Genomic DNA, 15,071 nt, shown 5'->3' with positions numbered 1-15,071 from the left:
GTGATTCACCATTCTGCGAAGGCTCCGTCCGGGTGCCGCCAGACGGGCCCGCGCCAGGCGTGTCCGCGCTTGTCCGCGGCGCGAACCACGGCCTCGTCGATTTCGATGCCAAGGCCCGGGCCGGTCAGGCGTTCGATGTGGCCGTCCACGAACTTCAGCGGGGACTTGTCCATCACGTAGTCCAGGACTTCGGCGCCCTGGTTGTAGTGGATGCCGATGCTTTGCTCCTGGATCAGGAAGTTCGGCGTCGCGAAGCCCACCTGCAGGCAGGCGGCCAGGGCCAGCGGCCCTAGCGGGCAGTGCGGGGCCAGCTGGACCTCGTAGATTTCGGCGAGCGAGGCGATCTTGCGGACCTCGGTGATGCCGCCGGCGTGTGAGAGGTCCGGCTGGGCCACGGCGATGCCTGCCTGCAGTGCGGGCAGGAATTCCTGCCGGCTGTAGAGCCGCTCGCCGGTGGAGACCGGCGTCGTGGTGGAGGAGGTGAATTCGCGCAGCAGGTGGGTGTTTTCCGGGACCACGGGCTCTTCGAGGAAGAAGGGCCGGTACGGTTCCAGCAGCGGCGCCACCCGCCGGGCGTTGGCGAGGCTGAAGCGGCCGTGGAAGTCGACCGCGACGTCGCGGTGGTCCCCGAGGACCTCGCGGGCTGCGGCGACGCGGCGGACGACGCCGTCGAGCTCCGCGACGGAGCCGATGGGGCTCATCCGGCCGCTGGCGTTCATTTTCACGGCGGTGAGCCCGACCTCCAGCTGGGCGCTGATCTGGTCGGCGACCTCGTTGGGCTCGTCCCCGCCCACCCAGCCGTACATCCGGATCCGGTCCCGGACGTGGCCGCCCAGGAGCTGGTGTACGGGGGTGTTGAAGTGCTTGCCCGCGATGTCCCAGAGCGCCTGGTCCAGCCCGGACACGGCGCTGGCCAGGATGGGCCCGCCGCGGTAGAAGGAGCCTTTGGTCATCACCTGCCAGTGGTCCTCGATCCGCAGCGCATCGTTGCCGATCAGCAGCTCGGAGAGCTGGTCGACGGCGGTGCGGACCGTTTCGCTGCGGCCCTCGCAGCTGGCCTCGCCCCAGCCGACGATCCCGCTGGCGGTCTCGACCCTGACGAACAGCCAGCGCGGGGCGACGAGGAAGGTTTCAATCCTGCTGATCAGTGTCATCGGTGGCCTAGCCCTTGGTCGCGCCGGCGGTCATGCCGGAGACGATGTACTTCTGCGTGAAGAGCGCAATGATCATGATCGGGATGGTGACCACCGTGGCGGCCGCCATCAGTCCGCCCCAGTCGATGCTGGCGTAGGAGACGAAGTCGAAGATCGCGACTGGCAGGGTCTTGGTCTTGGAGCCGGAGAGCACCAGGGCGAACATGAAGTTGTTCCAGGAGAAGATGAAGGACAGGATGCCGGCGGTGGCGATGCCGGACACGGAGAGCGGCAGGGTGATGCGGCGGAACGCGCCGATCGGGGTGAGCCCGTCCACCTGCGCGGATTCCTCCAGTTCCAGCGGCAGCGAGTCGAAGTAGCTCATCATGATGTAGACGATCAGCGGCAGCGAGACGAACATGTGGCTGAGGATCAGGACCTCGAAGCCGCCCACCATCTTCAGGTTGGAGAAGACGTAGTACCAGGGCACCAGCAGGGAGACACCCGGGATGACGCGCGCCATCAGGACCACGAGGGCCGATCGGTGCATGGTGAACCGGCTCATCGCGTAGGCCGCCGGGACGCCGAGGACCAGCGAGAGTGCGGTGGAGACGAACGCGACCCAGAAGCTGTTGAAGATGAAGACGAAGTAGTTGTTGCGCTGCAGCACGTTCGCGTAGTTCTCACCCGTGGGGGTGAAGAAGAACGACTTGCCGGTGTCGTAGATGTCCACGTTGGTCTTGAAGGAGGCCAGGAGCATCCAGAACAGCGGCGCCACCAGGAACAGCACGACGGCGATCAGCGCGGCGACCCGGAAGGCCTTGTAGGCGCGGGTGCCCAGCGGCTTGCGGCGGCGCGGCGCCGGCGCAAGCCGGGCGGCAGCGGCTTGGGGTGCAGTTTCGGTGTTTTTGGACAGTACGGTCATTTGCTTACCGCTTTCTTGCGCATGGTCAGCAGCCACATGGAGCCGATGATGATCATGAAGAACAGGATCAGCACCGCGGAGGACAGCCCGTACTGGTTGTAGTCGAAGCTCAGGCCGTAGGCGTAGACGTTGAGGGTCTCCACCTCGTGGAAGGATCCGCCGCCCTTGCCCTTGGTGGCGTAGAGGATGTCGAAGGTCTTGAGGGCGTCGATGCCGCGGAGCAGGATGGCCACGATCACGGTCGGCATCATGAGGGGCAGCGTGATGAGGAAGAAGCGCTGGGCGGCGTTGGCGCCGTCCATCCGGGCAGCCTCGTCCGGCTCCTCGGACAGCGAGGTCAGGCCGGCGAGCAGGATCAGCACCACCATCGGGGTCCACTGCCACACGTCCATGAAGATCGTGGTGCCGAGTGCGGTGTCCTGGCCGGAGAGCCACGGCTGCGGCGGGATGCCGACCATGCCGAGCAGCTGGTTGACGAAGCCGATGTTCGGGTCGAAGATCAGCCGCCACATCATGCCGACAGCCACCGGGGTCGCGACGAGCGGCATGAGGATGGCCACCCGGACCCACTTCTCGCCGCGGAACGGGCGCCACAGCAGCAGCGCGATGCACATGCCCAGCACCACTTCGCAGACGAGGGCGACGCCGGTGAAGGTCAGGGTGCGTCCGACGGCGGGCCAGAAGCGTTCCCCGTCGGAGAGGACCGTGAGGTAGTTCTCCAGGCCGACGAACTCGGAGGCGGCCCGGACGGAGCCCTGCGAATCGGTGAGGCTCAGGTACAGGGTCCACGCGAGGGGGAAGACGATCAGGACGCCGACGAAAATCATCGCGGGGGCGGCGAAGAGCCACTTGCGGTGCCGGTTGGCCCAGACGGAGAAATTCTCACCGGCACTGCGGGCGGGGCCGGCATTCCGGCCGGATCCCGGCTGGGACCGGGCGTTGCGGGGAGGGGTCAGTACAGGCATGGTTCACCTAAAGAGTCGGGGGTGAAGTGGAGAGCTGGGCGCGGCGGGGCGACGGCTTAGCCGCCGCCCCGCCGGGCGGTTCAGTGCGTGCTACTTCTTTTCGCTGTCCAGGAACTTCTGGAAGGCATCATGGGCGGTGTCAGCAGCGGCCGACGCGTCCGCGCCGGTGATGGTGGCCACGATCGGGCCACCCACGATTTCGCGGGCCTTGCCGACCGTGACAACCTCGGGACGGTCGTGGCCGACGCCGTTCTTGGCGCTGGTGGCGATGGCCTCGGCCAGGTCCTTCGGGTAGGTGGAGGTGCCGGCGGGGTCAGACCAGACGGAAGCGCGGGGTCCGGGGACGCCGGCCTTCTGCGCTGCCAGGGTGCGTTCCTTGCTGGTGGCCCACTGGATAAACTTCCAGGCGTTGTCCTGGTTGCCCGAGGCCTGGTTCACCGCGAGGCCCCATGACGGGATGTTGTACGGCTTGGAGCCTGCCGGACCGGCGGGCAGTGCTGCGAAGCCGACCGTGTCGGCGACCTTGGACTTGGCCGGGTCGGTGGCGTTCTTGTAGAGCGAGTCGGCCTCGGTGTAGAAAGCGGCCTTGCCCTGGGTGAAGATGGCCATCGCCTCGGGCCAGCTCATGTCGGTGCTGACGTTGGCCGGGCCGTAGTTCTTGATCAGGCCGCCGTAGAACGCGTAGGCCTTCTTGGCGGCGTCGGAGTTGACGGCGGACTTGCCGCTGGCGTCGGTGAAGTCGCCGCCGAAGCTGTACAGGAAGCTGGAAAACTGGGTGACGGCGGCGGACTTGCTGGTCCGCGCCACGAAGCCCGCGGTGTCCGGGTTGGCGGCCTTGATGGCCTTGGCGGCCGCTTCGAGCTCGTCCATGGTCTTGGGAACCTCGAGGCCGGCGGCCTTCAACAGGTCCTTGCGGTAGTAGAGCACTTCGCGTTCGGTGATGATCGGGACGCCGACCACCTTGCCGTCAACCGTGCTGGCCTTGACCGGGCCCTCCTGGTAGTCCTTCCAGTCCCAGCCGGCGTCCGAAGAGACCTTGGACGTCAGGTCGGCGAGGTAGCCGTTCTTGGCGAACGCCTTGCCCTCCTGGAGCGGGCGGTACATCATGACGTCGATCTCGTCGCTGCCGGCGTTGAGCTTGACGTTGTACTGGTCCGAGAGCTGGTCCTCGCCGAGCTGGGTCAGCTCAACCTTGAGGCCCGTGGACTTCTCGAATTCCGGAATGGCCGCCTTGATGCCTTCGGTCCAGACGTGGTTCGCGAGGGTTACCCGGACGGTGCCGGCGGTCTTGGCATCGGTGCTGCCGCTGGCTCCGCCGCAGGCGGTGAGGCCCAGAGACAGGGCCGCGGCGACTGCCGCGTACTGCATGATCGAACGTCGCTTCATTACGACTCCCTTGGTTCTTTAGGGGCTGGGCGTCACTGTCCAGCCGGCTGCACATGCATCGTTACATCTGCTCTGGAAGCGATCTTAGAGAAATAAAGCAGACTTAAACAACCCCTTGCACCCGAGCCGTATGATTTATTTATGAAAACCCCAAAGGCGGAGTCCTCAGCTGACCTGCATTCCGTGCTGGTCCACAAGCTGGGACTTGCCATCGCCGAGGGGACGCTGGCGCCGCACTCGATCCTGCGCCTGGACGAGCTGGAGGCCCAGTACAAGGTGTCCCGCTCGGTGGTCAGGGAGGCCACACGGGTGCTGTCCTCCAAGGGCATGCTGGAATCACGGCGGCGGCTCGGCACGGTGGTGCAGCCGGAGGACACCTGGAACGCCTACGATCCGCAGGTGATCCGCTGGCGGCTCGCCTCCTCCAAACGGCTGGAACAGCTGCAGGCGCTGAACGAACTCCGCGGCGCGATCGAGCCCCAGGCCGCCCGCCTTGCCGCCGAGCGCGCCTCCTGGGACGCCGGCAGCGACCTGGTCGCCCGGGCTGCCCGGCTCTGGTCGGCAGGCCAGCAAGGGGACCAGGACGATTTCCTCCGGCTGGACATCGAATTCCACGCCGCGGTGCTCAAGGCCTCCGGCAATCCCATGTTTTCCCAGCTGCACAAACTCGTCACCGAGGTGCTGACCGGGCGCACCGAACACGGCCTGATGCCGCACCTGCCCCAGCACGAGGCGCTGCAGCTGCACGTCGACGTCGCCAGCGCCATCCAGCGCGGCGAGGCAAACGCGGCGCACGCCGCGATGAGCCGGATCGTGGAGCAGTCCTCGGAGGAGATGGGCGACATCTGGTCCAGGCACCAGCAGCCGGCCGCCCCCGCCGCGCCCCCGTCCCCGTCCCCGGAAACCGCCCCGGAACCACAACGCGGGGTCACATCGCGCCCATCCGGGGTGCCCGGATAGGCGCGATGTGACCCCGCGTTGCTGGGTCGTTGCTGGGTCGTTGGTGGGTTGTTGAAGTGTTAGCGGCCGCCGGTGATCTTGCGGCTCCGCTGCTCCTGGGCCATCGGCCCGTACGGATAGACCCCGACGCGCGGACGGCTCACCTCACTCAGCCGCAGTAGTTCCCCCTCGGTCAGCGCGAGGTCCGCGGCCGCGAGATTGTCGGCGAGCTGTTTCGTGCTGCGCACGCCCAGGATCACCGAGGTCACAGCGGGCTGTGCCGCCAGCCACGCCAGGGCCACCTGGGCGGCACTTGCCTCGTGCCGTCCGGCGATCTCGTGCACAGCGTCCACGATCTCCCAGGTCCGCGGGTCCGCGTTCCTGGCCTTCCAGGCTTCCATGCCGCGCTCCGGGTTTTCGCCCAGCCGGGTTGCACCTGCCGGCGGCTGGTCCCGCTTGTACTTTCCGGAGAGCCAGCCTCCGCCCAGCGGCGACCAGGGCAGCAGCCCGATTCCGGCGTCCAGCGAGGCCGGGACAATCTCGGACTCGATCTCACGGACCAGCAGGCTGTATTGCGGCTGCAGGGTCACGGGTCCGTTCCAGCCGTGGGACCGGGCCACGTGGACGGCCTTCGTCAGCTGCCAGCCGAGGAAGTTCGAGAAGCCGTAGTAGGCGATCTTGCCGCTGCAGACGGCGTCCTGCAGGAACCGCAGCGATTCCTCCAGGGGCGTGATGGGGTCCCAGGCGTGCAGCTGGTAGAGGTCGATCTGCTCCACGCCGAGGCGGCGCAACGACTCATCCAGCGCCCGGTTCAGGTGCCGGCGGGAGGTGCCGACGTCGTTCGGGGCCTGGCCCATCGGGAAGCGGCCCTTGGTGGCGAGCACCACGCGGTCCCGGGTCTCCGGTCGCGCGGCGAGCCAGCGACCGATGATCTCCTCCGAGACCCCGGAGCTGTAGACGTCGGCGGTGTCGATGAGGTTGCCGCCCGCCGCGAGGTAGCGGTCCAGGATCGCGTGTGACTGTTCCTCGGTGGCTTCGGCGCCGAAGGTCATGGTGCCCAGCGCGTAGTTGGAGACGACGGCGCCGCTGGTGCCCAGTGTTCGGTATTTCATGGGTGCCCCCTTCAGTCTTCGGTGGGCGTGGTGCGCAGCGGGTGGTAGTTCCGCCAGGTGTGCTCCGGCGCGTAGCCGAGCAGGCGCTTGGCCTTGTCGATCGAGAGCAGGGTTTCGTGCTCTCCGAGCTCCCTGGTCACAGCCACGTTCGGGAAGACCTCCGCGGCGAGGCCGGCGCTGCTGCGGCTCATCACGGTGTCGGCGTTGGCGATGATGAACGCCTCGAACCCGGGGGTGCCGTGTTCGAGGGCCCGGGCCACCGCCTGCGCCCCGTCCCGGCCGTCGATATAGCCCCAGAGGTTCCATTTGCGCAGCATCGCGTCGGCGTCGAAGCCGGGGAACTCCTCGTAGTCCTCCGGGTCCATCACGTTGGAGAAGCGCAGGGCCGTGATGCTCAGCTCCGGATCCCAGCGGGTGAGCTGGACCGCCATCTGCTCCTCGAGGTGCTTCACCAGCGAATAGGTGCTTTCCGGCCGGGCCGGGTATTCCTCGTCGACCGGGATGTAGGGAGGGTCGACGTCGAACGGCAGGCCGAGCACCGTCTCGCTGGACGCGTAGACGATCTTCTTGATCCCGGCCCGGCGGGCCGCCTGGAACACGTTGTAGGTGGCTTGCATGTTGTTCTCGAAGGTCGCGGCGTCCGGGGCGTGGCCCGGGGCCGGGATCGCGGCCAGATGCACCACCGCGTCGAACCCGTCGTGCCGGTCCTCAAGGCCCAGGAGCACGTCCACCACCTGGCCGTAGTTGCGCAGGTCCACCTCGGTATAACCGTGTCCGCGCGTCCCCGTGCGGTCCAGGTTGGTGACCTCGTGCCCATCCTCGCCCAGCCGCCGGACAACGCTCCGGCCCAGCTTTCCGCTTCCTCCAGTTACAGCAACTCTCATTTGCACTCCTCGGCTCGTTGGGTTTGTTCCACCCTAGAGGGGGCCGGGGACGCTGCACACCCCCCGGGGCGGTCTCCGCGTGACTTTCGGCCCTAGGCACTGCCGGGCGTTCCGGGCAGGCTGGGGGCCATGAACGCTGATCAGCGGATAGTCGTGGGCGTGGACGGTTCGGATTTCTCGACGACGGCGCTGCGGCTCGCCGGGCGGATGGCCCGAAGCCTCGGGGCGCCGCTGGAGGTGGTCACCTGCCTGGGCACCTCGGATCTTTTCCTGGCCTCCCACCTGCCGGAAGAGCGCTCCCCCACCACCACCCAGCTGGAAGAGACGGCCAAGCGGCTCGTCGGCGAGTCCCTGGAACGTGCCTTCGGCGCTGACGTCCCGGAGGGCCTGACCCGGACCGTGAAGTTCGGGCCCCCGGCGAAGGTCCTCGTGGAGGAAAGCCGGAACGCCCAGCTCCTGGTGGTCGGCAGGCGCGGGCGCGGCGGCTTCCTCGCGCAGGTCATGGGATCGGTCAGCGGCGCCTGCGCGGCCCACGCCCACTGCCCGGTGCTGGTGGTCGGCGAGGACGCGGGAGAGCACCAGGCGAAGTGATGGGCCGCAGCCGGTGGCCGGTCCGGGGCCTCTGGATCCTCACCGGAGCGCTGACCCTCCCGGCCGCGGTGACCGGGCTGCTGTTCCCCGGCATCTACCGGGGCGTTGTGGCGGCGGAGCTGCTGCCCGGCGCGGTCTCGCAGGACCTGATGTCCACCGCCGCCGGGATCACCCTCCCGGTCCTGGCGTTCGCCGCGCGGCGCGGGCAGGCCAAGGTGCAGATCGCAGCGCTGGGAATCCTGGGCTACCTGTTCTACGCGTACGGCATCTACTCCATCGAGCGGACCTACAACGGCTTCTACCTCCTTTACCTCGCCGTCTTTGCCCTGTCCTTCTGGGGGATGGTCTACACGGCGCTGGAGCTCCGGGCGGACGGGCCGCGGCGTGCGCGGCTCCCCCGGGGCATCCGGGTGCTCTCGGCCGGGGGCGCCCTCCTGCAGCCGCTCATCTTCTATCCGCTCTGGATTGCCATGCTGCTGCCGCTGATGCGGACCGGCGAGCAGATCGATTCGCTCTACTCCGTGTTCATCCTTGACCTGTGCTTCATCATGCCGGCGTTCCTGATCCTGGCCGTCCAGACGTTCCGCCGCCGCTGGCCGGGGCTGGTTCTGATGCCGGCGCTGTACCTGCTCGGGTTCACCCTGATTTTCTCCCTGGCCCTGGGCGAGCTGTTCAAACCGCTGTTCAACGTCCCGGTCTCGGCGCTGTCCCTGTGGTCCTCGGTGCTCCTGTCGGGGCTCTTCCTGGTGCTGGGCGGGCTGCACCTGTGGAAACTTGAGCTAGATTCCAGCGGCGTGGTGACGCAGGGCCGCGGGATCCACCGGCCGGACACCGCGGACGCCGGCGCCGTTGCCGGCCCGGAGGGGTAGGAGCCATGGCGCAGCTGCAAGTTTCGGCGCCGGCAGCGAAGAGGCCCGCCCGATGAGCCGTTCCCCTGCCTCCGCCCGGCTCCGCGGACCGCTCGCTGCCCTTACCGCGGCGGCCGCCGCCGCCGGGTACGTCCTCGCCGTCCGGCCCCGGCTGCTGAACTGGGGCGCCACCAGCCAGGAAGCCGCCGGCCCGCTCCCCGGCGACGAACTCGTGCGGACACCGCGGATGCAGAGCACCCGGGCCGTCACCATCAACGCACGGGCCGAGGGGATCTGGCCCTGGCTGCTGCAGCTGGGTGCCGGGCGCGGCGGCATGTACAGCTATGACCTGATGGAGAACGCCGCAGGCCCCGGCATGCACAGCGCGGACCGGATCCTGCCCGAATACCAGCAGCTCGACGTCGGCGATGTCATCCCGCTGGGCCCCGACGTCGGGATTCCGGTCCGGCGCCTGGAGACGGCAGCGGTGCTGGCCCTCGGCGGCACGGTGGATCCGCGCACCGGGAAGATCAGCCCTTCCCGCGGGGCCGCGGCGAGCCCGCGGCTGGAGCTTGGCTGGACCTTTGTGCTGCAGCCCGTCGACGGAAACACCACGCGCCTGCTGTCGCGCACGCGGTACGATTACTCCCCGCTGCCCGTGGGGCTGATCCTCCGGCCTTTGCTGGAACCCGTGCAGTTCGTCATGGAACGGCGCATGCTGCTGGGCCTCAAATCCCTGGCCGAGGGCCGCGGCCGCTACCGGGGCGGCCCGCGGCGTCCATGACCTTGTGCCCTACGCCGGCGGCCCCGGGCCGGATTAGCCTGAAGGTTCAGGGGCGGTGCGCAGCCGCCCGCCGGCTTCCGGGAGGCAATCGGTGAAATCGGCAAGAACCAGCATCATCGCAGGCATCGCCTTAATGGCGGCAGGGGTCCTGCTGCTGCTGGATCTGCTCGGGATCCTGGACAGCGCTGCCCTCGTGTGGCCGCTTATTTTTGCGGCGGCCGGGGCCGCTTTCCTGACACTGTTCCTCCGCAGCCGGGACAACTGGTGGGCCGCCATCCCCGGCTCGGTTTTCCTGGGCCTGGCGGCGGTCATCACGGTCACCCAGCTCTGGCCGGGCGCGGCGGACTGGGGCGGTGCTGTCTTTTTCCTGTTCATGGGCTCAGGCTTCGGCGCGGTTTACGTGCGCGAACGCTCCAACTGGTGGGCGCTGATCCCCTGCGGGGTGATGCTGACGCTCGCCCTCGTGGTGGCCCTCCCGCAGGCCTGGGGAGGCATACCGGTCGCCGCCGTCCTGTTCCTGGGCCTTGCTGCCACGTTCGCGGCCCTGTCCCTGGTTCCGGTCCACCCCGCGCCCGGCCCCCTCGACGGTTCGCACCCTGGCTCCGGCCCTATCCCGGGCCCGGGCAGCTACCCGGAGCGGCGCCCAGGGCTGCCCGGCCAGCCCGGGGCCGCTGAACCGTCACGGATGAAGTGGCCGCTGATTCCGGCGGCGGTCCTGGCCGTGCTGGGGCTCATTTTCGCCTTGCAGGCCACGGCGCTGCTCACCGCGAGTGAGTTCTTCGTCCCGGCGCTCCTGGTCCTCGCCGGTGTGGCGCTGCTGGTCTACGCCTACCGCCACCGGGCGGGCGCCCACCCGGGCGCCGAACACAACGTGCACGGCGCCTGACGGCTCAGGCACCCCCGGCGAGCTCGGCCATGGCCGCGCGCAGGCGGGTGCCGGCATCCTCAGCGACCTCGCGGACCTCGGGTGCGGCGCTGAGCTGCACCATGGTTTGCGGGTCGATGGCATGGACGGTGGTCGCGGTGGCCCCGGTTCCGCGGCGCACCACGACGTTGCAGGGCAGGAGCGCCCCCATTTCCGGTTCGGCGGCCAGCGCCCGGCTGGCAAGCATCGGGTTGCAGGCCCCGAGGATGACGTAGTCCCCCAGCGCTTCCGCGGCGTCCTCGCCGAGTTTGGCGGCGAAGGTGGCACGCACATCGATTTCCGAGAGTATTCCGAAGCCCTGGGCGGCGAGCGCCGCACGCGTCTTTTCGACGGCCTCCGCCCAGTTCAGCGGGACGACGGCGGTGTAGGTGTAGCTCATGCGTTTACTCCTGGGGATTGGTTTCGGCCTTTAACAGGTAGTCGACGAACCAGTCCCTGGCGAGGATGGCAGCCGCCGCCAGCGTACCGGTTTCCTCGAAGAGATGGGTGGCGCCCTGGACCACAGCCAGCTGGTTGGGGCAGCGCATCATGGCTTTTGCCCTGCGGTTGAGCTCGAGGACCTCGTGGTCATAGCTGCCCACGATGAGCAGTGTGGGGGCCCGGACCGCGGACAGCCTGGGTCCGGCCAGGTCCGGCCGGCCGCCGCGGGACACGACGGCGTCGATCCTGGCGGTGGGTTCGGACGCGGCCCAGAGCGCGGCCCCGGCGCCCGTGCTGGCTCCGAAGTAGCCGATCCTGGAGGAGGCTGTGTCCGGCCGGGTGGCGAGCCAGTCCGTGGCTGCGGACAGCCTGCGGGCCAGCAGCTCAATGTCAAAGACGTTGGCGCGGTTTCGTTCCTCGGCCGGGGTCAGCAGGTCCAGCAGCAGGGTGCCGAGTCCGGCCTGCTGGAGCACCCCGGCCACGTACCGGTTCCGCGGGCTGTGCCGGCTGCTGCCGCTGCCGTGCGCGAACAGCACCACGCCCGGGGCCGGGACCGGCAGGTGCAGCTGGCCCTGGAGACGGACCCCGCGCGAGGGGATCTCGACTTCCTCGTCGAACTCGGCGGCGTCGTCCACGCCGGCCGCGGCCGGCTTCCGGGACTCCGGCGCTGAATTCTGCAGCCGCTTGGCCGCCGCGTCGAGCAGTTGCACCACCTCGTCGTCCTCGGTGGGTGAGAAATCGCGGTAGTGGTAGCCGACCGCGGAGAACTGGTGCGGTGTGGCGAGGCAGACGACCTCGTCGGGCTCGGTCAGGCTCCGGAGGGTGTCGGCGGGGGCGACCGGAACAGCCAGGATGACCCTCGCGGCCCCGAGCTCCCGGGCGATCCGGCAGGCGACCCGGGCGGTGGAACCGGTGGCGATCCCGTCGTCGACGATCACGGCAATGCGCCCGGTGAGATCCTGGCGCGTCCGGCCCTTCCGGAAACGGGCCACCCGGTTCGCCAGCACGGCGCGTTCATGGTCTTCGACGGCCTGCAACTCCGCATCGCTGACCCGGGCATGGGCCAGCACGTGCTCTTCCAGGACCCTGGCGCCACCCTCCCCAATTGCCCCCATGGCAAGCTCCGGCTGGTAGGGAAGTCCCAGTTTCCGCACCACGATCACGTCCAGCGGGGCGTTGAGGGCCGCGGCGACTTCGAAGGCGACCGGGACACCGCCGCGGGGCAGCCCCAGGACGACGATGTCCTGGCCCCGCAGTTCCGCGAGCCGCCTCCCCAGTTGCCGGCCGGCGTCGACCCTGTCTTCGAAAATGCTCATCGCTACGGCTTTCCAGTCGGGATGTCGGCCGCGGGCTCATCCAGGCGTGCGTTCCGCAGGCTGGGAAATTGACCAATAGGCCGCTCCCTCCCACTATCTGTCAGGAACCCGCCGGGGGTGAGGGCCTTTATGCCCGGTTTGGCCGGTGCACCCGCTGGGCCCCCCGGTGATGGAGCATGTGGCCGGGTGTCGCGGTGCTGAACCGCGCGGCCCGGCGCGAGATGTGGTGGGTCCGGCCGCGGCGCCGGATCCCCGGAGGCTTGGGCAGGACCGGCTGCTGCGCGGCGCGGGAGTAGAACCAGAGTTTGGCGAGTTCAACGAGCACCAGGTACACCACGGCCATTCCGAGCAGGGCCAGGAAGAACGGGACGGGGAGCGGATCGAAGCCCAGCACCCCGGCGAGGGGCGAGAGCGGAAGGTAGACACCGAGGGCCACGACGGCCAGGGCGGCGCCGACCAGGCCCACCGAGGGCCGGCTGCGGAAGAACGGCACCCGCCGGGTCCGGATGACGAAGATGATGAGCGTCTGCGTGACGATCGACTCGATGAACCAGCCGGCCCGGAATTCGCCGGGGACGGCATCGAAGACGAACAGCATCAGGGCGAACGTGGCGAAATCGAACAGGGAGCTGATCGGGCCGAACAGGAACATAAAGCGGCGGATGAAGCCGATGTCCCAGTGCGAGGGTGCAACCAGTTGTTCCTTGTCCACCCGGTCCCCGGGGATGGCGAGCTGGCCGGCGTCGTAGAGCAGGTTGTTCAGCAGGATCTGCCCCGGCAACATCGGCAGGAAGCTCAACACGACGGAGGCCGTCGCCGCGCTGAACATGTTGCCGAAGTTGCTGGAGGTGCCCATCAGAACGTATTTGATGGTGTTGGCGAAGATCCGCCGGCCCTCCATGACGCCTTCGGCCAGGACGCCCAGATCCTTGTCCAGCAGCACGACGTCGGCGGCGTCCTTGGCGACGTCGGTGGCGCTGTCGACGGAGATGCCGATGTCCGCGGCGTGCAGCGCCAGGGCGTCGTTGACGCCGTCCCCCATGAAGCCGACGGACCCTCCGCTTTGCCGCAGCAGCCGGATGATGCGGGCTTTCTGTTCGGGCGAGACCCGGGCAAAGATGCTGGCCTCACGCGCGGCGGCGGCCAGCTCCGGATCGGACATGACCTCGACCTCGGCGCCGGTGAGCGTGCCGCCCGAGAGGACCCCGAGCTCGTCGCAGACTTTTTCGGCGACCTTGGCGTTGTCCCCGGTGGCGATCTTGACGGTGATACCGAGTTCGGCGAGCCGGTCCAGGGAGGCCCGGGCGGTTGCCTTGGGGCGGTCCAGGAAGATCAGGAATCCGGCGAGGACCAGGTCTTTTTCGTCCGGAGGTCCGATTGCGGTCAGGCCGCCGGCCGGGCGGGTGGCGACAGCCACCACCCGGGACCCGGCGTCGAACTCTTCGTCCAGCATCGCCTGCACGTGTGCCGGGGTGTCCCCGCAGAGCGCCAGGACGTCTTCCGGCGATCCCTTGGTGACGATGCGGGCTGCGGCGCCCGCTTCGCTGAACAGTACGCTGGTCCGGCGGCGCAGATGATCGAAGTCGATGACGTCGAGCCGCTCGTACCGGGCGGGCTGGAAGGCTGCGGCTCCGGCGGAGGCCCACAGCGCGGCGTCCAGGGGGTTCAGGCCCACCGGGGAGGCTTTGGATTCGGCGTAGTCGGCTTCGGTGGCCAGCAGCCCCAGGGTGAGCAGCTCGGCCGCGGAGATGCCGGGGCCGGCGGGCAGGGCGGCGGTGAAGCTGATCCGGCCCTCGGTCAGCGTGCCGGTTTTGTCAGTCACCAGAACGTCCATGTCGCCGAGATCCTCGATGCAGACCAGCCGTTTGACCAGGACCTTGCGTTTGGCCAGCTGCCGGGTGCCGGTGGCCAGGCTCGTGCTGACGATGGCGGGCAGCAGCTGCGGGGTGATCCCGACGGCGATCGCGAGCGAGAACAGCAGCGACTCGATCACGGGCCGCTGCAGCACCAGGTTGGCGATGAAGATCAGGGACGTGAGGCCGATCGCCACCTGGAGCAGGAGGTAGGAGAAGCGCTGGAGGCCCAGCTGGAATTCGGTCTGCGGCTGGCGTTCGCCGAGGCCGAGGGCGATCCGTCCGAATTCGGCCCGCCCGCCGGTGGCGACCACCACGCCGGTGCAGTTGCCGGCCTGGATCACGGTGCCCATGAACAGGCACGAGGTCAGGTCACCGAGCGCCGCAGCGCCCGGAACGGGAGCGGGGTCCTTGCTGACCGGCATCGATTCGCCGGTGAGGATGCTTTCGTCGCAGAGCAGGTCCTTCGCCGTCAGCAGCCGCATATCGGCGGGGATGATCGCGCCGATGGCCAGGTGCACGACGTCGCCGGGCACCAGGGCGGTGACGTCGGTTTCCTGCGGGGTCCCGTCGCGGACCACGACGGCGCGGTGGGTGACGCGGGAGTGCAGCGCCTCGGCAGCGCGTTCGGCGCGGTATTCGTTGCTGAAACCCAAGCCGACGCTGACCAGCAGGATCACGCCGATCACGATCGAGTTCGTGGCGTCACCGAGGAAGAGCGAGAGACCGGCCGTGACGAGCAGCAGGATCAGGATGGGGCTGCGCAGCTGCCGGCCCAGCACGGACCAGCCGCTGGCCTGATGGCTGCGGAGCGCATTCGGGCCCAGTTCGAGGAGGCGCCGGGCGGCCTCGCTGCTGCTCAGGCCCTGCACGCCGGAGCCAAGCTGCGCGGCGACTTCTTCCACCGGCCGCTGGGCGGCGTCGGCGATCATCAAAGGCGGAGCGGGTGGCCTCTGGACATCAAGCTCTGGCATGCAGGATCCGTTCGAA

At 68.8% G+C, this 15,071-nt stretch carries 14 protein-coding genes; 5 read left to right on the top strand and 9 right to left on the bottom strand.

Translation table 11 applies throughout. From position 1 onward, the window contains the following. Window positions 1-5: 5 nt before the first annotated feature. The 4 genes from dgoD to AC1MFL_RS11930 all read right to left on the bottom strand — a co-directional run bounded on the left by dgoD (window position 6) and on the right by AC1MFL_RS11930 (window position 4,409). Complete coding sequence (gene dgoD, locus AC1MFL_RS11945) at window positions 6-1,154, bottom strand: galactonate dehydratase (protein WP_479809994.1); 1,149 nt, start codon at window positions 1,152-1,154, stop codon at window positions 6-8. Window positions 1,155-1,161: 7 nt separating this feature from the next. Continuing rightward, window positions 1,162-2,058 carry a carbohydrate ABC transporter permease gene (locus AC1MFL_RS11940; RefSeq protein WP_479809992.1) on the bottom strand — a complete coding sequence of 299 codons (897 nt, stop codon included), beginning with the start codon at window positions 2,056-2,058 and terminating at the stop codon, window positions 1,162-1,164. Next, window positions 2,055-3,023, bottom strand: a complete 969-nt coding sequence (locus tag AC1MFL_RS11935) for a carbohydrate ABC transporter permease (RefSeq protein ID WP_479809991.1) — start codon at window positions 3,021-3,023, stop codon at window positions 2,055-2,057. Before AC1MFL_RS11935 ends, AC1MFL_RS11940 begins: the two co-directional genes overlap by 4 nt. A 90-nt stretch (window positions 3,024-3,113) precedes the next feature. Further along, window positions 3,114-4,409: an ABC transporter substrate-binding protein gene (locus AC1MFL_RS11930; protein ID WP_479809990.1), complete on the bottom strand. Its 1,296-nt coding sequence runs from the start codon at window positions 4,407-4,409 to the stop codon at window positions 3,114-3,116. Between the two features lie 141 nt (window positions 4,410-4,550). Here AC1MFL_RS11930 and AC1MFL_RS11925 point away from each other — a divergent pair, with 141 nt between their 5' ends. Further along, window positions 4,551-5,369, top strand: coding sequence for a FadR/GntR family transcriptional regulator (locus tag AC1MFL_RS11925; RefSeq protein WP_479809989.1), 819 nt, complete (start codon window positions 4,551-4,553; stop codon window positions 5,367-5,369). Window positions 5,370-5,428: 59 nt separating this feature from the next. Here the strand turns inward: AC1MFL_RS11925 and AC1MFL_RS11920 are convergent, their stop codons facing one another. Next, a complete protein-coding gene (locus AC1MFL_RS11920) occupies window positions 5,429-6,460 on the bottom strand; it encodes an aldo/keto reductase (RefSeq protein ID WP_479809988.1) in 1,032 nt (343 codons plus the stop codon). A gap of 11 nt (window positions 6,461-6,471) precedes the next feature. Further along, complete coding sequence (locus AC1MFL_RS11915) at window positions 6,472-7,344, bottom strand: NAD-dependent epimerase/dehydratase family protein (RefSeq protein ID WP_479809987.1); 873 nt, start codon at window positions 7,342-7,344, stop codon at window positions 6,472-6,474. Window positions 7,345-7,473: 129 nt separating this feature from the next. Here AC1MFL_RS11915 and AC1MFL_RS11910 point away from each other — a divergent pair, with 129 nt between their 5' ends. From AC1MFL_RS11910 to AC1MFL_RS11895, 4 genes are all read left to right on the top strand, one after another. Then, the gene (locus AC1MFL_RS11910; RefSeq protein WP_479809986.1) at window positions 7,474-7,935 is read left to right on the top strand and encodes a universal stress protein; all 462 of its coding nucleotides are present in this window, start codon (window positions 7,474-7,476) and stop codon (window positions 7,933-7,935) included. After that, a complete protein-coding gene (locus tag AC1MFL_RS11905) occupies window positions 7,935-8,804 on the top strand; it encodes a hypothetical protein (RefSeq protein WP_479809984.1) in 870 nt (289 codons plus the stop codon). Before AC1MFL_RS11910 ends, AC1MFL_RS11905 begins: the two co-directional genes overlap by 1 nt. Window positions 8,805-8,856: 52 nt before the next feature. After that, window positions 8,857-9,567 carry an SRPBCC family protein gene (locus tag AC1MFL_RS11900; RefSeq protein ID WP_479809982.1) on the top strand — a complete coding sequence of 237 codons (711 nt, stop codon included), beginning with the start codon at window positions 8,857-8,859 and terminating at the stop codon, window positions 9,565-9,567. Window positions 9,568-9,658: 91 nt separating this feature from the next. Beyond that, window positions 9,659-10,453: a hypothetical protein gene (locus AC1MFL_RS11895; protein ID WP_479809980.1), complete on the top strand. Its 795-nt coding sequence runs from the start codon at window positions 9,659-9,661 to the stop codon at window positions 10,451-10,453. Between the two features lie 4 nt (window positions 10,454-10,457). Here AC1MFL_RS11895 and AC1MFL_RS11890 read toward each other — a convergent pair whose 3' ends face one another. From AC1MFL_RS11890 to mgtA, 3 genes are all read right to left on the bottom strand, one after another. Further along, window positions 10,458-10,871, bottom strand: a complete 414-nt coding sequence (locus tag AC1MFL_RS11890) for a DUF302 domain-containing protein (protein WP_479809978.1) — start codon at window positions 10,869-10,871, stop codon at window positions 10,458-10,460. A 4-nt stretch (window positions 10,872-10,875) separates the two neighbouring features. After that, window positions 10,876-12,228, bottom strand: coding sequence for a phosphoribosyltransferase family protein (locus tag AC1MFL_RS11885; RefSeq protein WP_479809976.1), 1,353 nt, complete (start codon window positions 12,226-12,228; stop codon window positions 10,876-10,878). A 127-nt stretch (window positions 12,229-12,355) separates the two neighbouring features. Next, complete coding sequence (mgtA, locus tag AC1MFL_RS11880) at window positions 12,356-15,055, bottom strand: magnesium-translocating P-type ATPase (protein WP_479809974.1); 2,700 nt, start codon at window positions 15,053-15,055, stop codon at window positions 12,356-12,358. Between the last annotated feature and the right edge of the window lie 16 nt (window positions 15,056-15,071).

The organism is Arthrobacter sp. BG3, assembly GCF_056680185.1.
Note: the sequence above shows the minus strand (reverse complement) of the source record. Positions and strands in the feature narration are given on the sequence as shown.